Genomic DNA, 23585 nt, shown 5'->3' with positions numbered 1-23585 from the left:
ACATTAATCTTTTGGGTAACCCATCGGATTTTGAGATTGCCAATTCCACGTGTCAGCACACATGGCTTCTAACCCTTTTTCTGCATGCCAATTTAACTCTGTGGCTGCTTTTGTCGGATCGGCATAACACGATGCCACATCGCCCGTTCTGCGCGGTGCAATCGAATAAGCGATTTTCTTTCCTGAACCTTTTTCAAACGCGCTCACCATTTCTAACACCGAGTATCCTTGCCCCGTGCCTAGGTTATATTTGTCTAAACCCATATTAAGGCTTAGCCTATCGAGCGCTTTCAAATGACCATTCGCTAGGTCTTCGACGTGAATATAATCCCTCACGCCAGTTCCATCCACCGTATCGTAGTCATCACCAAATACACTAAGTTGTTTTAGTTTACCGGTGGCAACTTGCGAAATATACGGCATAAGGTTGTTTGGAATGCCATTAGGATCTTCACCAATTTGGCCGGATGGATGTGCGCCTACAGGGTTAAAGTACCTAAGTAAGACAATATTCCATTGCTCATCCGACACGTATAAGTCACTTAGCATATGCTCAACCATCAATTTAGACATGCCGTAAGGGTTGGTTGGATGTCCGGTTGCCATATCTTCTCGAAGTGGCAATGCTGCTGGGTCGCCATAAACGGTTGCTGATGAGCTAAACACAATGTTTTTGACATTATGTTTTTGCATTGCCTTACACAACGTTAGTGTCCCGTATACATTATTTTCATAATAGGAAAGAGGCTTTTCTACCGACTCTCCCACTGCCTTTAAGCCAGCAAAGTGAATAACTGCATAAATCGTGTTTTCACTGAAGATACCATCTAATACAGCCGTGTCTCTTATATCTCCTTGAACAAACGTTACCGCTTGCCCCGTAAGCGCTTCTACACGTCGTAAAGACTCGGGGCTTGCGTTAGACAGGTTATCAAGCACAACCACGCTGTAATTTTGTTCTAATAGCTGTAGTACCGTATGGCTCCCTATGTAGCCTGCTCCGCCGGTAACTAAGATGGTTTTCATGAATTCTCCTTGTGAGGCACTGGCGCAATATACTTCGCGCAAATTGAGTACTGTATGGGTTTTACAATAAGTGGATAAAGTAAAAATACCACAAAAGCCCATAGCAACGATGTCCAATTCGATACGGTTTGTAAAATAAGTACAAAGACAGGAACAATAACCAAAAGCTTAAGCACATTTAGTAGTGTTTTTTCAGGAACCGTCAAACGCTTAGACGCTTTATCTACTAGCTTCACACGCTCAGTAAGTGGTAACCCTTTTAGGGCTGGGATGTTACGCGTTGAAAAATAAAAAGTCATAAACTGCTCTCAATAAAAAACCGCCGGAACAAAAATGCTGCGGCGGTTATTGTAGGTTAATCTGTTAAAGGATTAAACTGTTTACGCTTTCTCTTCAATACCCGCTTTTTCCCAGAATCGTGACTTAACGCTAAGTAGCGCAATAACAATTCCAACTGCAATGCTAAATAATGCAATTTGAAGATAAAGGTTTGGCATTTCTTGCACGTTTTCAGGGTCAAAGTTACCTGACAACAAGCCGGCGATGATATTGCCAATTGAGTAAGTCAGTACGAACACGCCCATCATTTGGCCCGCGAAGCGTTTGGGTGACAACTTACTTACCGCACTAAGTGCCACTGGGCTTAAGCAAAGCTCACCAACGGTGTGCAAGAAGTACGTTGTTACCAGCCACATTGGCGCAACTTTTAGCCCCTGGGCGGCATACTGTGATGCCATAAACATAACGATAAAACCGCTGGCCATAATGACCAGACCTATCGCGCATTTTATAGTGTACGAAGGGTCAATCATTCGCTTGGCTAAGTTTATCCATAGCGCAGCAAAGAAAGGTGAAAGAATGATTATAAATAGCGAGTTAGACAGCTGGAACCAAACGGTAGGGATAGCCGACATGCCGAACCATGACGTAATGAAAGAACCTTCTGCGAGTACTCTGTCTGTATAATTCTGTGCAAACAAGTTAAGCGACGAGCCCGCTTGTTCAAAGCCAGACCAAAAACAGGCCGACGCAACACATACTAAAAAGAGTGCCCACATGCGACGTTTTTCATTTTCTGACAACTCGCCTTTAAAATAAATAAAGCCAAAGTAAACAAAAAAGATAACAGTGAATGCGACAGCAACTTTCTGCGCAAGAGCAACCGGGTCAATAACAATGATGCCCATGTGTGCGAGTACAATTACAACCACAGCAGCTGCGACAACCGCTAATACGCCCATCCATGCTCTTGTTCTTGCTGCACCTTGGTAAGCGTTTGCGGGTTGAACTGATTCGCTCGACAGTGAGCGGCTAGAAAAGTAGTACTGAATGAGGCCTATTGCCATCCCTATCGCAGCCGCACCGAAAGCGTAGTGCCATCCCCAATTTTCTTGCAGGTAACCAGTAACAAGATAGGCGATAAGCGAACCAATATTAATACCCATATAATAAAGGGCATAGCCACTATCACGACGACCATCATCATCGCCGTATTGCTGACCTACCATTGCTGAAATGTTAGGCTTGAGCAGGCCTGTGCCGCTTGCGACGAGGATAAGCCCGACAAAGAAAAGGTTTTGTAAATCTATTGCTAAAACGACATGACCAGCAAAGATAATAATGCCGCCATACCATACAGCTTGCTTACCCCCAATAAGCCTATCGGCAAGCCAGCCACCGGGTAAGCCTAAGAAATATACTGCACCGGTGTACAGGCCATAAATTGCGCCCGCTGTTGCTACGGTCAATCCTAAGCCTTGCGTTTGCAGGCTGGCAGTCATAAATAATACAAGTAGCGCTCGCATGCCGTAGTAACTCATGCGCTCCCACATTTCTGTGAAAAATAACGTTCTCAGGCCCCCTGGATGGCCGAAAAAACTAGTGTCGTTCGATGATTTCATCATTATTCTTTTTCCATATTGATTATGGTTGTTATTGTGGCGCCGTTATTGATGGCGCTCTATCAGCGTCCTAACAAGGATAGCTTCTTATACTAGAGCTTTGGGCAAGACACAAGATTTGGCGTGTAAACTTCATGGTTACACCGTCAACTGGCCAAGGATTAAACAGCTTGGCCAGTCAACACAGCCCTAGAGTTCTCTTATCGTTGCGATAACGATGCGAACAATTCCATAGAGCAAGAGAAGCCCCGCGCCGAAAAGAACGAGGTTATAAAAATTAGTCCACATTTGGATTAAGTGAATGTTACTCATCATTAAAGTGATTATTTATGGTGACAATGAGATAGTATAAAAATTATAGAGATACTTACTTTCACCAATGTTGTGCATTAGATATGATGTCTGCCATAATTTGGGGCGATAACGCGTTGGAATATGCTCTTCTGCTTAAATAATGGGCAATAGCAAAGTTGTAATTGCATACATCGTGATGGAACACTGCTTGCATCGTACATAGGTAGAAGCGGGCTTTGCCCCTAAAATAAACGAATAGTGGCGTAAGCCTACATCTCAAAAGAACAAGGACATAGATATGAGTCAGGTAAAAAAGGCGGTTATACCGGTAGCAGGGTTGGGTACGCGTATGCTGCCGGCAACAAAAGCGATACCAAAAGAGATGCTTCCCGTTGTCGATAAGCCGCTTATTCAATACGTTGTAAATGAATGTGTTGCTGCAGGGGTTAAAGAAATTATTTTGGTAACGCACGCAAGTAAAAATAGTATTGAAAACCATTTTGACACATCATTTGAGCTTGAAGCTACATTAGAAAAACGTGTTAAGCGCCAGATTCTTGAAGAAGTACAGTCTATCTGTCCTAAAGACGTAACCATCATGCAAGTCCGTCAGGGCGTAGCAAATGGCCTAGGTCACGCTGTTTTATGTGCTAGACCACTAATTGGTGATGCGCCATTTGCCGTAGTATTGCCTGACGTTATCATTGACGATGCAGCAAGTAACCCTAAAAAGGATAACCTTGCCGATATGGTCGCTAAGTTTAATACCAGCCGGGTTAGCCAGGTTATGGTAGAAAGTGTGCCAGAAGAAGATATTTCAAAGTTTGGTATCGCTGACCTAGATGGTGCGGCGATAAAGCCCGGCGAGTCAGCCAAAATTCACAAGATGGTAGAAAAGCCACCGCTAGACGAAGCACCTTCAAATCTTGCAGTGGTTGGTCGGTATGTATTGTCTGAAAAGATTTGGGATTTGCTTGAGTTTACGCCGCCAGGCGCAGGTGGTGAAGTGCAATTAACAGATGCAATCGATTCGTTAATGAATATTGAGCAGGTCGATGCCTACTACATGAAAGGAAAGAGCCACGACTGCGGTAGTAAATTAGGTTACATGAAAGCGAATGTTGAATATGCATTGCGTCATCCAGCGCTAGCGGATGAGTTTAAAGCGTTCTTGGCAACGCTAGATATATAAAAGTGTTTATTATGGCGGGCTGCGACCTCAGTGTTGTAGCCCGCCGCTTTACTTAACTCAATGAGCAACCACTACATACGCTTTAATTTTGTTAAGCATTTTTTCGCCAATCCCACGAACTTCGGTAAGTTGTTCAACTTCTAAAAATTCGCCAATATTCTCTCGATAAGCGATTATCGCTTTTGCCTTCGACGCACCTACCCCAGGCAATGATTCCAACTCTGATTGGCTTGCGGTATTAAGATTAATTTTTTGACTCATTGATACCGATTGCGGTGTAGACGTGCTCGCCTCTTGAGCGGCAATTGCTTGTGCAGTTTGCATTTGAGTGCCGAGTGCAGCCACAACCATTAATCCATATAGTGTTTTTTTCATGTGTATTTCCTTATTTGTTATGTACGAAATGTGTACATGTTTAAGTTTACGTGGGAAAGCACATTCGACTAGTCCAGTTTTAGGACAGGTTTTATTTTAATGGTGTTATAAAATAAAAAAAGCGAGCCTAGGCTCGCTTTGAAAAGATCATATTGGATTTACATCGTTTTATAGACGGTCAAGAAGCGCCTGTGTAAATTCGGTCGTACCAGATTCGCCACCTAGGTCACGAGTAGTACGGTCGCCTGATTCGATTACGTCTTTTAACGCAGAACGAATTTTTTCTGCTTTATCACCCATGTTCAAGTATTCGAGCATTTGCGCAGCGGCTAGAACAACTGAAGTAGGGTTAGCAAGGTTCTTACCCGCAATATCAGGTGCTGAGCCGTGAACGGCCTCAAAAATTGCGCAGTCTTCACCGATGTTCGCACCAGGTGCCATACCTAGACCACCGACAAGACCTGCACAAAGATCTGATAAGATATCGCCAAATAAGTTGGTAGTAACGATAACGTCAAACTGGTGAGGGTTCATTACCAATTGCATACAGCAATTATCAACAATCATTTCGGTTGATTCGATATCTGGATAACGTTCGCCAACTTCACGTGCAACTTTTAAGAACAGACCAGATGTAGATTTTAGAATATTCGCTTTATGTACAGCAGTCACTTTCTTGCGACCTTCACGGCGTGCCAGTTCGTACGCGAATGTCACAATTTTCTCTGCACCGTCACGCGTAATTTTACTCATCGCTTCAGCTTCGTTGCCATCTTCCGAGACAACTTGGCCCAAGCCTGAGTACATGCCCTGAGTATTTTCGCGCACCGTGATAATATCAATATCTTCGTAGCGTGCTTTCGTGCCTTTAAATGAGATAACAGGACGAAGGTTTGCGTACAGTTTAAACTGCTTGCGAAGACTTACATTGATGGAGGTGAAACCTTCACCAACCGGTGTGGTTAATGGACCTTTAAGTGCCACTTTATTTTTGGCGATTAGGTCTAGAGTCTCTTGTGGTAATAGCTCACCATGCTCTTCTAATGCAACTAAACCTGCATCTGCATAATCATAGGCAAAGTCACAGCCGACTTTTTCTAGAATTTTAATTGTCGCGTCGATAATGTCCGGGCCAATGCCGTCACCGCGAATGACCGTAATACGTTGCTGAGTCATGTGGAAGGATCCTCTGGTAATTCTGTTATCAAAATCGTTAGGTGTACTAAATCTTAGTATGGCGAGGAATACGCGCCAATAGATGTCTGCTTCAACCTTTATTATATAGGATTTTGTAGGGTTTACCGGAAGCAGCGCTTAAGTTCGCGTATTTTATACGATAGTACGCACAAGTTATAGCTATTACGCTATTTTAATTAACCTTTATTGGGCGATAGGACAGAAGAGATAATGACTGAGACCCGTCAATAAGGTATTAAATTGAGCGGGTGTTACATTCACATGTTTCAGTAGATCTCTTTCAGTTTGAGAAATAGCCGTTGGAAGCCTCTCGTTAAAAAGAATGTCTCGCGAGACCCCCATGGCTAATTGAAGTATGGCGTGCTCCTTTTTTAACGAGGCCGGCACGTCATGAACATGCTTATGAGAATGGTGAATCAGCGCGCGCCATGTTGCGCTTTGGTGCCAATTGGTGGCAAGTTCTCCGGCTATCGCGCTCCAGTCGTTGCTTCCTTTCAACCGGAACAACACCGTTACCCTAAAATCAGGTTTGGTATCGGCAATAAGTCTGCTAGCTACCTTCAAACCTGGAAACGTAAATAATGGTGCACAAAGAAACGCGGCAATCAGTGAAGCACTTTGTGCCGTAAACTTTGTTTTTGTACGGCACGCTAGCTCAGCGGCAATCGCACAAGTAAGCAATGTATATTGCTTACTTATTGCAAGTAACGGATACGAATGCTGGGTTAAACGGTCCATCAAGGCATGTTGTACGAGCATGTCGCCTATGCGCTCAATGCCATATGTGAGTATTGCCTGTTTAATATTCTTAACGGGTAACTGTAAGCGATTGTCTTTACTTGCTGTTTTAAGTAAAAAGTTACTGAACAGCGGCGACACTTCGACTTTTGCAGTAATGTCATCTAATTCTGCATCAGGTTTACGCAACGCATCAATGATAGTGAGAAGCGGACGAGGAGGATGTTGAATGGAAAATGAAACAGGGAGTATGCTTTGTCCGCCTTCTACCCGTCGATAATCAATAGCTTCGTTAATGTGTTTACTTAATTCTTCGAAGGCAATACGGGGCTGCCCCGTGCGCATCAACGTGGAATTTGCTACCCACGAGTACGGCGATGCGCTTTTATCGCCCGAAACAAATATCAGCGAATGTGTCGCTTGAATATCAACAATAATCGCTCGTTTTGCTTTGATATAAACGACTTCACCTGGCATAGCCGCCGTTATCAAATTAGAAAAAGGAGAGAGGAGTTCGTGGTCCCGCGCGGGATAATGTTGCGCGATGGTCGAAAGCACGTTGAACAATGACTCGCTTTGATTTTTATTTACTAAGGTGCTGACAGTAAGGCACAAACGCTGAAGCCGGTTTAATCGTTCGTCACCAAGGTAGCGACTAGGGTGGGGGCGAGTGATAATGCGTTTGAGTGCAAAAACGTACTGCCATACTTTTAGTTGTTTCGAGGCAAAAAAGGCATTTAATTTTTTATGTATGTCGGTGTTTTCAAAGGACGACGTCGTTTCACTCAGTGACGCTAACCAGTACAAAGTTAAGTGTGCGGCTATGACATGTTGCAGATAATGCTCGTTTAGCATCGCGCACTTGCCAAATAATGACAGGCAAAGCATATGTCTAATTTTTTTTGGAAGCGCTGAGGATGGTGAGTCTACCGCACCAAATATAAGTGCGGTGTTGTTTTTACTGAAAGATAACAACGCTTTTGATTGTGCCAGAGCTACGTTTACAACTTCGAGGGGTGGTTGATGCTCTTTTGGCGACCTGTCCAATACTCTTATTAAGGAGGGGAGGTCAATCTCTTGCATCATTAGCTTTGTTGGTAGCTGGAGTAGGCACCCTCTCCCCACGCAATTAACTTATCGTTCTCAAAAAGAAGCGGCGTGCACTCGTCTTGTGTTGTCAGGCCGTCAGCTCTTACATGTTGAGTGCGATAAAACATAACTTGAATGGCGGTATCGTCTTGACGTTTGGCTTCGGTAATATCAGGCGAGCCTAAGAGTGCCAGCACTTCTTCTCTTGTACTGCCTAATTTTAGCTTCGTGATTTGTACTCGGTTATATTCTTCCCTATCTTTCCAATCCATATTTTCTGGTTTGTCAGGATAAAAAGCGACAACCAAAAATACGAAGGCCGCATATACCGCGATGCCCGCTAATATGAGTCGAATTACTTTGGAGTTCATAACCTTTACTTCACTTTTTGTATTTGCATCTACAGCGGTTGTCTTTCAACGAACCCACTTCATCTGCTAATGGTTTATGGCGCGAATATTGTTTCGCTTTAGTGTACCGCAAAAAAAACCGTTACAGTAAGTAGTAAACGTAACCAAATGCGTCGTTATGATTTATTGACGACATAACATGGCTCGTAGGCGGTGCCGGGAAGCTTCATGCGCCCCTGTGTAACGAAAGATTCAAGTAATGTATCAATACGCGCCATAAGTTCTTTGTCACCCGTTAATTCAAAGAGGCCATTTTCTTTAATTTGCTTGATCCCTTCGGCTTTAACGTTACCCGCAACAATACCTGAGAAGACTTGGCGTAACACTACCGCAAGATCTGCTTTATCTTGAGATAAGTCTAACTTAAGCGCAGACATGGTGTCGTGAGTGGGGATAAACGGGCGCTGAAATGCTTCATCAATGCGTAACGACCAATTAAAGCTGAACGCATCTCCCATTGCTTCGCGAAACTTTCTCACCCGCTCTAAGTTGGTAACCAAACTGCGCGCAACTTCTTCCGGGTTATCAATAATAATCTGGTACTTGCTGCGGGCTTCATTGCCTAACGTGGCACCAATAAATTGGTCTATAGCATCGAAATAAGCCTCTGAACCAGCGGGACCGGTTAATATGACGGGGAAGGGCTGCTGTGCATTTCGGTCGTTTAAGAGTATGCCGAGTAAATACAATAATTCTTCAGCCGTGCCTACGCCCCCTGGAAAAATAACGATACCGTGGGCTAATCTAACAAACCCTTCTAGTCGTTTTTCGATATCAGGCATTATAAGCAGTTCGTTCACAATCGCATTTGGCGGCTCGGCAGCTATGATACTGGGTTCTGAAATACCAATATATCTGCCTTCTTTGTAACGTTGTTTAGCGTGGCCTATGGTTGCACCTTTCATCGGCCCTTTCATTGCACCAGGGCCGCATCCGGTACAAATGTTCATTTCTCGCAACCCCAGATGATAACCCACATCTTTGGTATATTTATATTCAGCTGGCTTAATCGAGTGACCGCCCCAACATACGATGGTGTTGACCGCATCATTTCCTTCAAGCGCATTGGCGTGACGTAACATATCAAAAACCATGTCTGTCACTTCACTACTTTCTACAGGCGTCTCTTGATGCATAAAGGCGTATTTGTTACCCATAAATAGCAGGTCTCGTAATACGGCAAAGAGATGTTCATGCACGCCACGAACCAATTTATCGTCCACAAAGGCGACTTCTGGCGGATTAACGAGTTCTATCTTAACACCGCGCTCGCGGCGTATAAGCCTGACATCAAAGTTCTCATACGGCGCAAACAATACTTCAAAATTATCTTCGTCTACACCACTATTTAGTACCGCTAAACAGCAGTTTTTGAACATTTGAAACAGCTGCCCGTTAGCGGCGTCTTGAAGGCGAGCCACTTCTACTTGTGATAGTTGACTCATCCAACCTACTGGGTTTAGCTGCACTTTTCTCATTAGGTAAGTTCCTTGTCAGTGATCACGCAATTCCGACCATTCCGTTTTGCTTGGTAAAGGCATTTGTCTGCGCGTTCAAACGCCATTTCTGGCGTATCATCTTCTTTAAAGCAGGCTACCCCGAACGATGCCGTGATGCTGACTTTTTGGTCTTTAAATTTAAAGGGCAAAGAGGCCAGGTTGGTGCGCATCGTGTCTAATTTTTCTTTCAATAGCTCAACGTTATCTTCTGGAAGCAGCATAATAAATTCTTCGCCCCCCCAGCGCGCAATGAACTCATGATTACTTATATGTTTTTTTAGATGGCGGCCAACAATTTGCAGGGTTTTATCCCCTGCCGCGTGTCCGAATTGATCATTGATAGATTTGAAATGATCGATATCGAGTACGGCGATAGCGAGTGAACCTTTCGTTTTCTGCCATTTTGCATAAGCGCGTTGAAGTTTGTCGTTATAAGCCTGACGATTTGGAAGGCGGGTAAGCGGATCGGTTTGGCTCAGAATAAGTTGTTCAGCCAGCTTTTTCTTGTAAACACTGGTCTGCTTTTGCAGCGTTTCTATCTGAGATTGCATGGATGTAAACAGGTGCATTAAACCTTCCTGTCCGTCGGTGTCTGCTTTTATTTGCTCAGATAGCGTTGCTGTTAAACTTTTTACGCAGTCTTGCGTTTGCTCTTTTAACGCCTCAAATGATTCACTTTCTGATACTGCTTCCTCAATTGTGTGCAGGTGCGATTGTAGTTGCGCATGACTCGCTTGGCGCTGTTCATACTGATGTTGTGAACCATCTATGCTGCGCTGGATATCTTTGCCTACGTTACCGAGCGAATTGTGTAGCCCTTGAATGACTTTTCCAGTAATACTGGCTTCAGACATGGCGTCTTGAACAATCATACGCAGTATCACTACACAGCTTTGTAACAGCTGATCATCAGTCATCCCCGTTGCTAGTCGCGCTTTTATGTCAGCTAGATGAGCATCGTTCGGCTTGCGCTGGGCGTAACTAACAATAAGTTGATTAAGTTCTTCTAAGATTGAGCCATAGAGATCGTTGGTGGTGGCTTCACTTGTTGCGTTTTCTGGCTCAATCGTTTCAATTTTATTATTTAACGCGGCTTGATGTAACGTGAGCGCAACTTCAAAGTGTGAATATAGGCTAAACACATCACTTAAAGGCTGATTCAGAGTAATAAGTGATTTGGTCGATTTTTCTCTCAAATCTGCATCTTCAAATACGATTCGTTGCAATGATTTCATTGTACTTTCGAGTGTACTCAACGCATTTGCATTGTATTTTTTAAGCGTCAAGTCTTGATGCTGAATAGCACTGTTGAGCTTATCAATGCTCACGGCCGCTAACGTAAAGTTTGGCGTACCAGATAAGTGACCTCGAAGTATTTTGAGTTCATCATCAATGGTCTTGGAAAACCCTTCATAAAACACAGAGAGCCGCATGATAAATTGCGTTAGCAATGCGCTATGTTGTTTATGAGCTTGTAATTGTTTTGAGTCCATATTTGCTCTTTGTGCCGTTTTTCGTGAACGTTACTTCTCTAATGCGAACTTACTGTCTAGCTTGGCGCAAATTTGGATACGGGCTTTCAAAGTTTGATCTGAATGGATTAATGTCTAATCCTCCGCGCCTCGTATAGCGAGCACATACTGTAAGCTTTGTCGGCTTGCAATGGGCCATGATGTCGCAATAAATGCGCTCGACGCATTGTTCATGAAACTCATTGTGCTGCCTAAAGCTTATCAAATATTTTAAAAGGCCATACTTATCTATTGCTTTGCCTTGGTATCGAATTTGAACACTTGCCCAATCTGGCTGACTGGTAATTAAACAATTAGACTTTAACAAATGTGATACCAGTGTTTCTGAGACGACCTCGTCCCCAACGTCTAAAAACTGAGTATTAGGGGAATAGTCAGTTACGTCAACGTCTAAATCATCGATAATTTCACCAGAAAACTCTTTAAATGTGAGTTGGTTAAATTCGCTCGATAATATAAGAGAAACACGAACCTGCTCGCCTGCACATAGGCTTAGATCTTTCTCGATAGTAGTTTTTACGTCCTGATGACTTGCAAATGCGGTTTGATTAAAACTATTCAGATAAAGTTTAAATGATTTGGACTCTATTAAGTTAGGAGACGAAATAGGTACGTCACACATCAAAATAGCGACGTTGGGTTTACCTTTATTATTTAGCCAAGACAGTTCGTATCCATTCCACGTGTCGATGCCTGAAAAGGGTAATTCGTCGGCGTCAAGAGACAGCGTGTCTCTGCTTAGACTGCGCGGTACGCCTTGTAATAATGAGGGGTTGTATTCGAATTCATAATCAACCTGCTTACCTAAAGAAAGGTCATCAGGTGTAGCGATTTCAATCTTTTTAGGCGAATTATCCGAGGTCATAAATACCTTTCATTTGTCTTAGTAAATAGTGTTTAACACAACATCGATAGTATGAAGCGTAGACCGAGTTGTATCTGTCAGCTTGACTTAACCTTTTATGGCTTTATTGTACCTGAAAATTATTAAAGACATGAAAAAAAGGCAGTGGTATGACGAATGAACTCGATCAATTCGTGGCACGATACGTTTCGACGCACGACAATGCACTAATGACGACTTATGATGCGAATTGGCCGTCAGAATGTTATGCCGAGCGCAAAGAGGATGGTGAAGCGGTGCAATGGAAACCCGTGCTTCAAAATGACGGTAATGTTTTTACGAATGTTGAAGCGGCACTCAACATCACATTGAATAAAGCGTACTGTGACTTCTTTACTCGCTATTACAGCCACAACCTTCCCGCCATAGCGCCTAGAGGAAACTGTGAACTGCTTCAAGCATGGAACAAAGACGATTTTGAGCGTTTACAGCAAAATACTATTGGCCACTTGATGATGAAGGCGAGATTAAAGCAAGAGCCGACATTGTTCTTTGCGGTGACCGACGAAGAAGATTTTATTTTAAGTGTTTTGAATAGCACGGGTGAGGTGGTGTTAGAACAGGTTGGTCAACCGCCAAAAGAGATAATCGCGCCAGACTTATCAACCTTTATAGCGAGCCTCACACCACGGTAATCCTACCATCTTGTTTAGCGCGGCTTAGCGACTTTCAACAAGCTGCGCGAGTTGGCGTTGTAGTAACTTCACCTGTTCCTCTAGCGTTGAAACGCGATGAGCTAAATCGCGTTTTTCGTCAGCTTCTGATGTGTTAGTTTCTGTCGCGCTAGGCGCTCTATTGCCATGCGCTGATTTGTAGCGCTTAATCGCATCAATAGCGTCAGGTACACTGACTTTAAAAGGTGCTTTCGAGCGCAGTAAGCCAACGGTTGGCGGAACACCGCTTCTTGAGAGTTGGTCACAAATAATAGTTAAAGTTTGAAGATTGTCGTTCGCCATCGTGTTCAATTTGCCCCTATAAAATTGGGATGTTACATCAGATACTAAGAAAGAACCCATCTTTATCGATTCGTGTAATTTACCAATAGTAAGCGTTATTTTTAATATTTTGGTTAATTTCACAATGCGGGATTATGCTAAAGCCAATAAAAACAGAAGGTTACGTTTTGGCGTTAAATTTGATATGTAAGCGTACGCACTCAAACAAAATAAGAAATATTTGAACAAGGAATACATTATGAAAAAGGTTATGCTTTCAATCGCATTAGCGTCAAGTGCACTACTCAGCGGATGTGTGGTATCGGTAGGCGGCGGTAGTGATAGCCATTACAGTGCTGATTGGGAAGATCGTGAGTACAACAACAGACAACATATTGCAGCGTTGGAGTCAGGAATGACGTATGAGTCTGTTTTACGAAAGATGGGCGTTGCAGATTTTAACGAATTGTTTGAAAAACAAGATGGTACTTATCGCGTTTTATTCTACCGTACACAGAAGACAATGGGTGATGGGATTACCACCAAAGATGAGTGTACGCCGCTTGTATTCAAAAACAGCCAACTCGTTGGTTGGGGTGACAGTGCCTACGCGTTGATGAACTAGTTTTACATTTTCTTAACATATTGCCATTTTTCTTGTAGTGTGAACAAAAGGCTTAGCGCTAACGTAACGCATAGTGCACACTGCAGGAGAATGGCATGACAGTAAATACAGCTGCATCTACAACTACACCGACACCTAATTCCCCCCAAAGTACGGTAAAAGCCGTTCACCTTTCTATTGACGATTTAAACGTTGCAGCGTCTATTTTGTTTAATGCCTATGTCGATGACCCTTTGTTTGCTGATATTTTTCAGGCTGAAAAAGAAGGGTATGAAAGCCGGCTTCGCTCGGCTATAAGAGAAGAGCTCAATGCCTTTTGGACTGCTGAGCAGCCAATGATTGGCTTGTTTCAAGACGCTCGATTGCTTGCAGTGGCTTGCCTTACATCGCCTGACGCCGCATTTGGTGCGGGACGCTATTGGCATTGGCGGTTGAGAATGTTACTCACAGCGGGGTTATTTGGAACAAAACAAATGCTTCAAAAAGAAGAGAAAGTGAGAGATCTCGTTCCTGCCAATAACTTTCACATGCTAAGTTTTATTGCGGTACACCCTGATCATCAACATTTAGGTCTAGGTCATGTGCTACTAGGTGCTATTGATAGTGTTGTAGAAGAAGACAGCAGCAGTGAAGGCGTTGCTGTTTTTGTTACTGTAGACAAGCATAAACGCTTTTTTGGTGACGATGAGTATCAAGTGGTAGGTGGGCTTACTCTATCGCATGTCAAAGGTGAAGTGATGTTTAGAGAACGTCAATAGCAATGTGCAGTTAACTTTCTACACGCGTTTCTCTTGCAATAAAGCGCTAATGCTCGGCTTAAATGTCGTCTATTGAGCACAGTTAACCGTATCAGGATGAGGCGAGTGACTCGTTCTGAAAACGGTCAGTGTCAAAAAATGAGTTCGTAAGCACTTACTCAATCTCTATATCTTTTAATTAGAAAGAAAGTCTTATCAAAACTTTGCTGAGATGGATTGGTATCTTCTTGTTTTGCCATCATTCAGTCAATAGATCGCTATCACTAATTTAAATTAATGAGCGCGATGAGACTGGTACACTAAAAATACTTTTTAACTTATTGGAAGGCCAATATGTCAATGTCTAAACAGTTGTTTACAAAAATAAGTTCACAGGGTGAATTGTCGGTTAGCTTACAAGAGAACAGTGTTCCAGAACCAAAACCCCATGAAGTCGTCGTGCGCATAGAAGCGGCACCTATAAACCCTTCAGATATGTGGCCAATGTTCGGGCCTGCCAATTTGGCTGAAGCACAATTTGATGCGTCAACGAATACGCTTACTGCGCCAGTAGCAGAAGCAATCCTGCCGCGTATTGCATCTCGATTGGACATGACCTTGCCCATTGGTAATGAAGGCGCAGGCGTAGTGGTTGCGGCCGGTAGTAAAGCACAAAGCTTAATGGGTAAAACAGTAGGCGTATTAAGTGGTGCAACGTATAGCGAGTATTGCTGCGTGCCTATGCAAGCTTGTATCGTCCATAATGAAGGCACAACGGCTAAACAGGCGGCTTCGTCATTCGTGAACCCTTTGACGGCGTTGGGCATGGTAGAAACCATGAAGCGTGAAGGGCATAAAGCCTTGGTTCATACTGCAGCAGCATCAAGCTTAGGGCAAATGTTAAACAAAATTTGTATTGCCGAAGGTATCGACTTAGTTAATATCGTACGTAAACCCGAGCAAGCGCAATTACTTGTAGATATTGGTGCTAAGTATGTTTGTGATTCATCACAGCCTAGCTTTAAGAAAGATTTGTATAACGCTATTAAAGAAACCGGAGCAACACTAGCATTTGATGCAACCGGTGGTGGTACGTTAGTAAGCGATATACTGACAGCGATGGAAATGGTGGGCAGTAAAGATGCTAAAGGCTTCAACACCTACGGTTCAGAAGATAACAAACAAGTATACATCTATGGTGGATTAGACATCTCACCTACCGTACTTAACCGCGCCTATGGCATGACATGGGGTATTGGCGGGTGGCTACTTATGCGTTTCCTTGGCAGTTTGCCCGTAGAACGTGTTTTAGCATTACACAAGCAAGTAGCAGATGAAATTGATACCACCTTTGCTTCTCATTTTAGTAATGAGATTAGCCTACTCGAAGCGTTAAACCCTGAAACCATTGCTAAATACAATGCGAAAAAAACGGGTGAGAAGTACCTCGTTAACCCAACTAAGTAGCGAACAATTAGCGCGGCTTTCATGCCGCGCTTCTCCATTGACCATAACGGTAAATTGATTACTGCGCTGTTTACGCTTTATACACCCCCCCATTGAATGAAACATCAATATGTATTCCTTTTTGCGCTACCTCTTAAAGCATTCGCTTAGTTCATATCCAATATGCTTAAAGTCTTGTAAGACATTTCCTACAAATGTGTACGTATATCGTCTTTTTTTATGACGTCTAAATTTATACTAAAGTATAAAGCTACTGATTTTTAACGATTTTTTATTTTTTAGACAAAAGTTGTAAAAAAACCGCCTTAAATGTTTGTAATTCAGTATGGCAGTAATATTTAAGGGGGATACTATACATACGTCACAGGGAAACACGACGAGTCAGGATGACAAGGGAATAACCTAGGACAACTTAAGGATGAGATTCTCATACATGATGTGTGAGCGAATGGACAAAGGACAACACTACGGAAAGTTATTGACAGGATGTTCAAGGAAGCCAAGGGATTAAATGGACTGTTATGGTGAAAGGATTTCACAAAAGGACGTAACAGGATATTGCGTAAGGATGCGTGAGGCAGGATGCTAAGGAACTAACGGAGCATACAAGGACGTAAGCAGTTGCAAAGGGTATGCAACGTTAAAAGGAATAAGGGAAAGGGACATCAGTTGAACTGAAAGGACAGCCTCAGGAAGAGGAGCGCTATACGACAGGATGTATAGTTATAAAAGGATAAAAGGAAAGGGATCTACGCAAGGATGTGTGGCTCGCACAGGATGTTGCGAGGAAAGAAGGAAAGGGGCGTATAGGGATTTTAATCTGGATGATTTTAGTCGCAATGGATCGCAGAGAGGGATGCTCAAAATTCCGAAAAAAGGTAGCAGAAATGCTACCTTTTTTTTATGTCTGTTTTATCAAACCTTTGTTGCGCTTATTGACGTTTAAATTTTATAGGGGGGGAGCGTCGTCGTTAGAACTCGTGAGCCTATTAATTGTATCTCTCCCGTGTACCTATTTTTACCATCGCTTGAAAATTCAAAATAATAGCTGCTGAGCCAGTCAGGTTTAGCGTATTTGAACGATAGCCGCGTTTTGTTGCGCGCAATACTTAATAACTGTAACTGATTGGTTTCACAGTATTGCAGTAAGTAAGTATTAACGTACTCTGAAATTCCCCGTATCCGCCAAAACTGATAGCTTACAAAACCAATGCTTAGCCATGTAACAAGTTCAAGTAACGTCATGATTCACCTCGCATAGAAGAAAATAGTAAACCAATTGCTTTTGTTAGTGTGTCTGAGCGTTCTGGGTTACGTAATACCGATAGCACATCATTTCGCAATGCTGGTATTTGCACAAGATCTGAAAAGAAACCAGAAAACAAGGCGCCTTGGTGCAAATCAGAGGCATCTACGCGAGCACAGGCTTCGAAGAAAAGCATTAAGAGAGACGCATCAAACTGTGTGAAGTGTCGCGCGGCTATTACACTGAGAATATCAATTCTGTCTGCTTTTTTGTTTTCAAGAAGCGAAGCGAGTTGTCGATAAACCACGTCACTTTTTTGCGCGCAGGATAAGCTTCGCAGGGCAGCGATATTCACGTCACCGTCTTGCAGTACCCAACTTGCAAAAACAGCTTCAAGCCGTTCGCTTACTTCACAATTTTCACAGCTTTCCATCAGCGTATGAAGAAACGGTGTGGCAAAAAGTGAAATATTATCAACCAGTGCTTGTTCAAGTTTTTCGCGTTTATTGCTGTGGGATAAACTGAAAGCAAAGTCAGTAACCCCTTGAAGTGGCAGGGCCTGCCAATCAGCCACTTGCGGTGCTTGAAGGTAGGCCTCAACATTACAAACTTGATCAGATAAGGGTTGAGCCAAGGCTATTTTTACTAACGCGTTAAATTGCGCAAGCAAAGCTTGTCCTGGAACAAAAGAATACGGGTTATCTGGCAATGATTGGTGTTGCTCGCCTTCATCAGCAATAGATTGCCCCAGTGCATCAACAATGATTTCTAGGAAGTGGTTTCGAGAAGCAGGAGACACAAGGCCTCTTTCATCCAACGGGAGTTTAACAAACCAAATATAGTGTTGCACAGACGCGTTTTTGTTCCAAAATACGATGCCAAACCAACCATGCTGTTGTCTTGGGTAGGGTGCGGGTACTGTGCCGTTTTCAATGTTCAAAAAAGCTTGTGTTTCAATAGGAGTCAATCGTCGTCCCATATCGAATATACGATATTCCGTTCCTGCCTGAAGAAGAAATTCACTGATTGAATTGATACTGCTCGCGCCCATTTATCTTATCCTGTGCTCTTATAACAACGGCGAGAGTTTATCATAAATGTTCACTTCTGGTTGAGCCAAACCATGTTCATGCTATTAGATATTAACGATGATTTTGCTATACTCGCCGCCTTTCTCGGTGTTGTTGACCTTTCTTATGCCTATACATGAATATTACCGCATACTTATTGATGCATTGTCACAGGCACTGAAAGCCCATTGTTTATGGCCCACCACTCGCCCCGCTGATACCGCGTTTTTAAGCACCACCCCCTTTGCCATTGACACGATGGCGTTCGAGAGTTGGCTGGCATTTATTTTTATTCCCAAAATGGAAACGCTCATTGCCAATAATGCGCACTTACCTTGCATGGAAATAGCGCCAGCCGCCGAGGTGTATTTGTCGCCCTGCCCACAGCCGATCATGACGATCATAAGAAAGTTAGATGCGCTATCAATGGAGCAAGTCAATGAAGTTTGAACCGCAAGATGATGCGATAAACGCGGTGCAGAACAGTGCAGGTGTACCACTGGAAGTGCTCTATCAGGATGAACACATCGTTGCGATAAATAAACCCCCTGGCCTGTTGGTGCATCGAAGTCCCATTGATAGGCATGAAACCACGTTTGCAGTTCAAACGCTTCGTGACCAATTGGGGCAATATGTGTATCCTGCGCATCGCTTAGATAGGCCTACTTCAGGTGTGCTAGTGTTTAGTTTTTCCTCTAAAGTTGCTGCATTACTTGGTGAGCAAATGATGTTGAAGCAAGTAAAGAAAGAATATCATGCATTAGTAAGAGGTTATGTGAGCAATACCGGGCTTATCGACTACGCACTTAAATATCGCTATGACAAAATTGCTGATAAGCATAAGCGGCCTCAACAGCCTGCGCAGCAAGCTACCACTGTTTATGCTGCTAAAATGCATTATGAGTTACCTTTTGCGGTAGGTAAGTATCAGTCTGCGAGGTTTTCTCTTGTAAAACTTCAGCCATCGACAGGAAGAAAGCATCAGCTTAGGCGGCACATGGTTCATATTCGCCACCCTATTTTAGGTGACACCACTCACGGAGATGGAAAACAGAATAAATTCCTTCAAGAACACTTTGGTTTTAAGAATTTGGCCTTAAGTTGTACAGGTATGAGTTTTATGCACCCTGTTACAAAGCAGTGGCTTTCAGTGTCTGCTACTATGCATGAAGAAATGAACAGAGTAGTAGACGAGTGGCAGCGTTACAAAATAGATAGTTAAGAAGGTAAAGAAAACAAATGGGTACATTAAAAATAATCGCGGGCACCGTTTATGGCAACGCACAGCACGTTGCAGAACAAGTAGAAGAAAACTTGGCTGAGCAAGGGATTGATTGTGAATTGGAAAGCGATCCTTCCGTGAATGATTTCACTGATGCTGATGCCATCTTAGTCATCACTTCTACAACCGGTCAAGGCGATGTGCCACCTAACGTAGAGTTTGCTTTTTCAGACTTAAAAGATGAGGCGCCACAATTAAATGGCAAGCCTTTCGCAGTGGCTGCGCTAGGAGATAGTAGTTACGGCGAGAGCTTTTGTGGTGCAGGTAAGCAGTTTTATACGTTGTTACAGGAATTACAGGGAAATGCCGTGGCCGAGATGCTTGCTGTTGATGCGATGGAAACCCTTGAGCCAGAAAAAGATGTAGTGGAGTGGGTAAACAGTATTAAAGATAAGCTGGTTAGCTAAGCTATTTTTTAAAGCAAATAAGTAAGGGCGCAACATTGCGCCCTAACGACATACATTACGATTATTCAGCGCCTCGTAAAAGCGCGTTTATGCCTACTTTCGCACGTGTCTTTGCGTCAACTTTTTTCACGATTATCGCTGCATATAGACTGTACTTACCATCAGCGCTTGGTAGATTTCCAGATACAACAACAGAGCCAGCTGGCACGCGACCATAATGCACTTCGCCTGTTTCTCTGTCGTAAATACGCGTGCTTTGGCCTATGTAAACGCCCATAGAAATTACCGCACCCTCTTCGACAATGACACCTTCAACGATTTCTGAGCGAGCACCAATAAAACAGTTGTCTTCGATGATGGTTGGGTTAGCTTGAAGGGGTTCTAGTACACCGCCAATCCCCACGCCGCCAGAAAGGTGAACGTTTTTACCGATTTGCGCGCAAGAGCCTACCGTCGCCCATGTATCTACCATAGTTCCTTCATCGACAAATGCACCGATGTTAACGTACGACGGCATAACGACAGCATTTTTGCCAATAAATGTTCCGGTACGAACCGCCGCTGGTGGAACGATACGCGCGCCTTCTTCTGCAAACTTCGCAGCGGTATAGTCTGTGTATTTTAACGGAACTTTATCGTAAAACTTACTCTCTGCACCGTCTATGATGTCGTTGTTATGTAACCGGAAAAAAAGAAGTACTGCTTTTTTCAACCATTGATGAACCACCCATTCACCGGCAATTTTTTCTGCTACTCGCGCTTTGCCCGTATTGAGTAAATCAATTGCAGAAGCAACCGCTTTTTTTACGTCTTCGGGGGCGGCAGAAGGGGATATGTTGTCGCGGTTATCAAACGCTTCTTCAATGATGGCTTTCAATTCATTCATGGTATTGTGATATCTTCAAGTTGGTCTAGTTTAAACAAAATACGCTTTTTCAAGCTTACTTGTTGTTCTTGGGTTAATGCTACGCCAGCATCATTACTGACGATAAAAATATCTTCGGCTCTTTCGCCAATGGTCGCAATCTTCGCGAGTTTTAGCGTTACGTTGGTATCAACGAAAGCATGTCCAATTTTAGCTAATATGCCCGGCGCGTCTAGTGCTTCTAACTCAACTAATGTTGCTTCTTCGTTCAACGTAAAGAAGCGCACCTTAGTAGGGACATTCAATTGTTTCATCTGTCGGGGAAGTTTACGTTTATTCTCATGAGAACGCCCCGGCTTTTCTAGTTGCTCTGAAACGGCTTTTTCTAATGAGGCAATACGAGATTCTGAAGACAATCGAGTGCCGTCATTTTCGAGTATTAGCATGCTATCGAATACGTATCCATCGCGTGTCACAGTTACGTGAGCATCGTGGATAGAGCAGTTGCGGCTATCAAGTACTGAAGCAACTTGGGCAAATAGTGCTTTTCTGTCTTTACCATAGATAAAAATTTCGGTGCCGCCTTTGGCACTATTATCATTCGCTTTTACCAATAGGCCATTGTGCTCAGGCGTTAGCCATGCATTTTGTGCCTTAATAATTTCTTCGGTGTGCCATGCAATTTGTGTCGGTTTAAAACGCACGAAATAGTCGTCGTCTAACCTTGCCCACAGTGCCTCTATTGACTCTGGGTTGATAGGCCGCTCTTGTAAGATTTGCTTAGCTTGGTGCTTATGCGTATCAACGCGTTCTTTAATTGTTACCTGGCACTGCAAGCCATTATCCAATGCTTTTTGCGTCATCAGGTAAAGTTCTCTGAGTAACGATGCCTTCCAGTCGTTCCAAAGGTTGTCGTTTGTAGCCCTAATGTCGGCGAGCGTTAATGTGTAAAGCAGATTAAGGTGACTATGACTTCGAACCGCACCGGCAAATTCACTAATGACTTCAGGGTCGTAAATATCTCTTCGCTGTGCAACAACAGACATAAGAAGGTGGTTTTCTACTAGCCAGCTAATCATGTTTGCGTCTTTTTCAGGCACATCATGTAGCTTACAAAATTTGGCAACGTCGATAGCACCTAATGTTGAATGATCGCCATTTCGACCTTTTGCAATATCGTGAAAAATAGCAGCGATATAAAGAACATCTGGCTTGTCTAAATTGCGGCATATTCTACCGCATCGTGGAAAATCTTTATTTTTGTCTGAGAAAAAATAATTTATATGTTTTACCAGACGGTGAGTGTGCTCATCGACGGTATAGGCATGAAATAAATCGAACTGCATCATGCCTACAATTGCGTCCCACTCGGGTAAATAAGACTGCAAAATGCCATATTGATGCATGATGTCCCACGCGAAATCAAAAAAAGTGGGCTGCTTAACCAGTGCCATAAATTGACGTCTGCATTCGGGACGGTCGACGAAATAAGAGGCGTCATATTGACGTTGTGCGTTTCTTAATTGTCGAATGCAGATTGTACTTAACCCTCGTACTTCTGGATTTTGCGTGATGGTGTCGAGAAACGCTAATATAGTTTCTGGCGTGGTAAATACGTCCTCGTGACGAGGCGATATCATATTATCTAGTAACTCGAAGTCTTCGTTTATGATAACGGTCTTCTGCACACTCTGGTTTAACATGTCGTATTTGAATCGTTGCAGTAGCATCTGGTTAAGTTCTGATACACGGGCAATGGTTCTAAAAAAATCGCGCATCATTTTTTCAACCGATGCTTTTCCGTGTTCGCCATAACCTAGCATGGCTGCAACGTCAGGTTGATAGTCAAATAGTAGACGGTTTTCACTTCTACCCGCTACAAGGTGCAAGGCACAACGCATTTTCCATAAATGCATCCGACATGCGATGAGTTCGCTGTGTTCGTCTTCGGTAAAGTAACCGTGCCCAACTAAATTCCAACCGTCATATTCTTTAAAGTGTTTTTTCGCTACCCAACCTATCGATTGAATGTCGCGAAGGCATCCAGGGTTCTCTTTTATATTCGGTTCAAGGTTGTATGCTGTGCCATTAAACTTAGCATGTCGCTTTTTCTGCTCTTCGTACTTTGCTGAGAAAAATGCTTTGCTGCTCCAAGAATGTCGACCGTTTGCTTCTTCCCAAAGCTTTTCAAACACAGTCTCGCTACCGCAAAGTAATCGGCTTTCTACTAGGTTTGTGGCAATGGTGATGTCGTCTTTCGCCAGTTTAACGGTATCTTTAATCGTCCTAACAGACTGGCCAATATCTAATTTAATATCCCACAGTAGCGTGATGAAAAGGCTTATTTTTTCTTGAACGTCCGACTTTAACGAACGCTTGCTGACAATGAGTAAATCAATATCGGAGTGAGGTTGAAGGTGGCCTCTTCCATACCCGCCAACGGCACATAATGCCAAGTCGCTTTCTGAACGTAAGCCGTATAGTTCCCACAAATGGCAAAGCAAAGCGTCGATAAATTGTGCGCGGCCATTCACCAATTGATTAATAGGAATGACATCAAAAGATGCTTTGATCCATTCATAGCTGGCCTCAACGTATGATTTGATAGATGCTAAATCATCTACTGACGAGATGCTTTCAATGTTTTTAATTAACGATTGGAGGGTCAAGATACACCTTAACTTGCGTACACAATTCTGAACAGGTGAACCATATCACGAATTGATAAGAAATCGCAGTGCCTTTACGGTGCATATTGCGTGTGAAAATGTGAATAAATATAAGAAAAAGTTAT

The 23585-nt window shown here is 43.2% G+C and carries 23 protein-coding genes; 8 read left to right on the top strand and 15 right to left on the bottom strand.

All coding sequences use genetic code 11. The features are described 5' to 3' along the window. Positions 1–3: 3 nt before the first annotated feature. From galE to AC27EZ_RS01965, 3 genes are all read right to left on the bottom strand, one after another. Positions 4–1026 carry a UDP-glucose 4-epimerase GalE gene (gene galE / locus AC27EZ_RS01975; protein WP_487133693.1) on the bottom strand — a complete coding sequence of 341 codons (1023 nt, stop codon included), beginning with the start codon at positions 1024–1026 and terminating at the stop codon, positions 4–6. Beyond that, positions 1023–1325 (bottom strand): DUF6170 family protein, encoded by a 303-nt coding sequence (locus AC27EZ_RS01970; RefSeq protein ID WP_487133692.1) that lies wholly within the window; start codon positions 1323–1325, stop codon positions 1023–1025. The genes galE and AC27EZ_RS01970 overlap by 4 nt, the downstream gene beginning before the upstream one ends. A gap of 81 nt (positions 1326–1406) precedes the next feature. After that, entirely contained in the window at positions 1407–2927 is a 1521-nt protein-coding gene (locus tag AC27EZ_RS01965; protein WP_487133990.1) for a peptide MFS transporter, read from the bottom strand. 592 nt (positions 2928–3519) lie between these two features. Between AC27EZ_RS01965 and galU the strand changes: the two genes are divergently transcribed. After that, positions 3520–4413 carry a UTP--glucose-1-phosphate uridylyltransferase GalU gene (gene galU / locus AC27EZ_RS01960; RefSeq protein ID WP_487133691.1) on the top strand — a complete coding sequence of 298 codons (894 nt, stop codon included), beginning with the start codon at positions 3520–3522 and terminating at the stop codon, positions 4411–4413. Between the two features lie 57 nt (positions 4414–4470). On the opposite strand, the gene AC27EZ_RS01955 is transcribed toward galU, so the two are convergent. The 7 genes from AC27EZ_RS01955 to queF form a co-directional block, all read right to left on the bottom strand. Then, positions 4471–4788, bottom strand: coding sequence for a ComEA family DNA-binding protein (locus AC27EZ_RS01955; RefSeq protein WP_487133690.1), 318 nt, complete (start codon positions 4786–4788; stop codon positions 4471–4473). A 168-nt stretch (positions 4789–4956) separates the two neighbouring features. Continuing rightward, positions 4957–5964 carry an isocitrate dehydrogenase gene (locus AC27EZ_RS01950; RefSeq protein ID WP_487133689.1) on the bottom strand — a complete coding sequence of 336 codons (1008 nt, stop codon included), beginning with the start codon at positions 5962–5964 and terminating at the stop codon, positions 4957–4959. Between the two features lie 204 nt (positions 5965–6168). After that, entirely contained in the window at positions 6169–7809 is a 1641-nt protein-coding gene (locus tag AC27EZ_RS01945) for a hypothetical protein (protein WP_487133688.1), read from the bottom strand. Continuing rightward, complete coding sequence (locus tag AC27EZ_RS01940; RefSeq protein WP_421133802.1) at positions 7809–8183, bottom strand: DUF3192 domain-containing protein; 375 nt, start codon at positions 8181–8183, stop codon at positions 7809–7811. Before AC27EZ_RS01940 ends, AC27EZ_RS01945 begins: the two co-directional genes overlap by 1 nt. Positions 8184–8338: 155 nt before the next feature. Continuing rightward, positions 8339–9700: a nucleotide 5'-monophosphate nucleosidase PpnN gene (gene ppnN / locus AC27EZ_RS01935; protein ID WP_487133687.1), complete on the bottom strand. Its 1362-nt coding sequence runs from the start codon at positions 9698–9700 to the stop codon at positions 8339–8341. Further along, the gene (locus tag AC27EZ_RS01930) at positions 9700–11214 is read right to left on the bottom strand and encodes a GGDEF domain-containing protein (RefSeq protein WP_487133686.1); all 1515 of its coding nucleotides are present in this window, start codon (positions 11212–11214) and stop codon (positions 9700–9702) included. Before AC27EZ_RS01930 ends, ppnN begins: the two co-directional genes overlap by 1 nt. Before the next feature lie 49 nt (positions 11215–11263). Continuing rightward, on the bottom strand, positions 11264–12118 hold the full coding sequence (gene queF, locus AC27EZ_RS01925; protein ID WP_487133685.1) for an NADPH-dependent 7-cyano-7-deazaguanine reductase QueF: 855 nt from the start codon (positions 12116–12118) through the stop codon (positions 11264–11266). Positions 12119–12267: 149 nt separating this feature from the next. Here queF and syd point away from each other — a divergent pair, with 149 nt between their 5' ends. Then, the gene (syd, locus tag AC27EZ_RS01920; protein ID WP_487133684.1) at positions 12268–12792 is read left to right on the top strand and encodes a SecY-interacting protein; all 525 of its coding nucleotides are present in this window, start codon (positions 12268–12270) and stop codon (positions 12790–12792) included. 24 nt (positions 12793–12816) lie between these two features. Here the strand turns inward: syd and AC27EZ_RS01915 are convergent, their stop codons facing one another. After that, a complete protein-coding gene (locus AC27EZ_RS01915) occupies positions 12817–13113 on the bottom strand; it encodes a DUF5320 domain-containing protein (RefSeq protein WP_487133683.1) in 297 nt (98 codons plus the stop codon). Positions 13114–13351: 238 nt separating this feature from the next. Between AC27EZ_RS01915 and AC27EZ_RS01910 the strand changes: the two genes are divergently transcribed. The 3 genes from AC27EZ_RS01910 to AC27EZ_RS01900 all read left to right on the top strand — a co-directional run bounded on the left by AC27EZ_RS01910 (position 13352) and on the right by AC27EZ_RS01900 (position 15921). After that, positions 13352–13717, top strand: a complete 366-nt coding sequence (locus AC27EZ_RS01910) for a DUF3192 domain-containing protein (RefSeq protein WP_487133682.1) — start codon at positions 13352–13354, stop codon at positions 13715–13717. A 95-nt stretch (positions 13718–13812) separates the two neighbouring features. Continuing rightward, the gene (locus AC27EZ_RS01905; RefSeq protein ID WP_487133681.1) at positions 13813–14475 is read left to right on the top strand and encodes a GNAT family N-acetyltransferase; all 663 of its coding nucleotides are present in this window, start codon (positions 13813–13815) and stop codon (positions 14473–14475) included. A gap of 333 nt (positions 14476–14808) precedes the next feature. Then, complete coding sequence (locus AC27EZ_RS01900) at positions 14809–15921, top strand: zinc-binding dehydrogenase (protein WP_487133680.1); 1113 nt, start codon at positions 14809–14811, stop codon at positions 15919–15921. A gap of 942 nt (positions 15922–16863) precedes the next feature. Here AC27EZ_RS01900 and AC27EZ_RS01895 read toward each other — a convergent pair. Continuing rightward, positions 16864–17166: a DUF3301 domain-containing protein gene (locus tag AC27EZ_RS01895; protein WP_421133811.1), complete on the bottom strand. Its 303-nt coding sequence runs from the start codon at positions 17164–17166 to the stop codon at positions 16864–16866. After that, on the bottom strand, positions 17163–18218 hold the full coding sequence (locus AC27EZ_RS01890) for a DUF3549 family protein (RefSeq protein ID WP_487133679.1): 1056 nt from the start codon (positions 18216–18218) through the stop codon (positions 17163–17165). The genes AC27EZ_RS01895 and AC27EZ_RS01890 overlap by 4 nt, the downstream gene beginning before the upstream one ends. Before the next feature lie 145 nt (positions 18219–18363). Here AC27EZ_RS01890 and AC27EZ_RS01885 point away from each other — a divergent pair, with 145 nt between their 5' ends. Genes AC27EZ_RS01885 through AC27EZ_RS01875 form a run of 3 tightly spaced genes read left to right on the top strand, consistent with a single transcriptional unit; the run spans position 18364 to position 19926 of the window. Further along, positions 18364–18687 (top strand): YqcC family protein, encoded by a 324-nt coding sequence (locus AC27EZ_RS01885; protein ID WP_487133678.1) that lies wholly within the window; start codon positions 18364–18366, stop codon positions 18685–18687. After that, positions 18677–19459, top strand: a complete 783-nt coding sequence (gene truC / locus AC27EZ_RS01880; protein WP_487133677.1) for a tRNA pseudouridine(65) synthase TruC — start codon at positions 18677–18679, stop codon at positions 19457–19459. The genes AC27EZ_RS01885 and truC overlap by 11 nt, the downstream gene beginning before the upstream one ends. A gap of 17 nt (positions 19460–19476) precedes the next feature. Continuing rightward, entirely contained in the window at positions 19477–19926 is a 450-nt protein-coding gene (locus AC27EZ_RS01875) for a flavodoxin domain-containing protein (protein WP_487133676.1), read from the top strand. 61 nt (positions 19927–19987) lie between these two features. On the opposite strand, the gene dapD is transcribed toward AC27EZ_RS01875, so the two are convergent. Together dapD and glnD are read right to left on the bottom strand one after the other, a co-directional pair. After that, a complete protein-coding gene (gene dapD / locus AC27EZ_RS01870; RefSeq protein ID WP_487133675.1) occupies positions 19988–20812 on the bottom strand; it encodes a 2,3,4,5-tetrahydropyridine-2,6-dicarboxylate N-succinyltransferase in 825 nt (274 codons plus the stop codon). Next, the gene (gene glnD / locus AC27EZ_RS01865; protein ID WP_487133674.1) at positions 20809–23460 is read right to left on the bottom strand and encodes a [protein-PII] uridylyltransferase; all 2652 of its coding nucleotides are present in this window, start codon (positions 23458–23460) and stop codon (positions 20809–20811) included. The genes dapD and glnD overlap by 4 nt, the downstream gene beginning before the upstream one ends. Between the last annotated feature and the right edge of the window lie 125 nt (positions 23461–23585).

The sequence above is a fragment of the Alteromonas sp. 4NH20-0056 genome, assembly GCF_057539655.1.
Note: the sequence above shows the minus strand (reverse complement) of the source record. Positions and strands in the feature narration are given on the sequence as shown.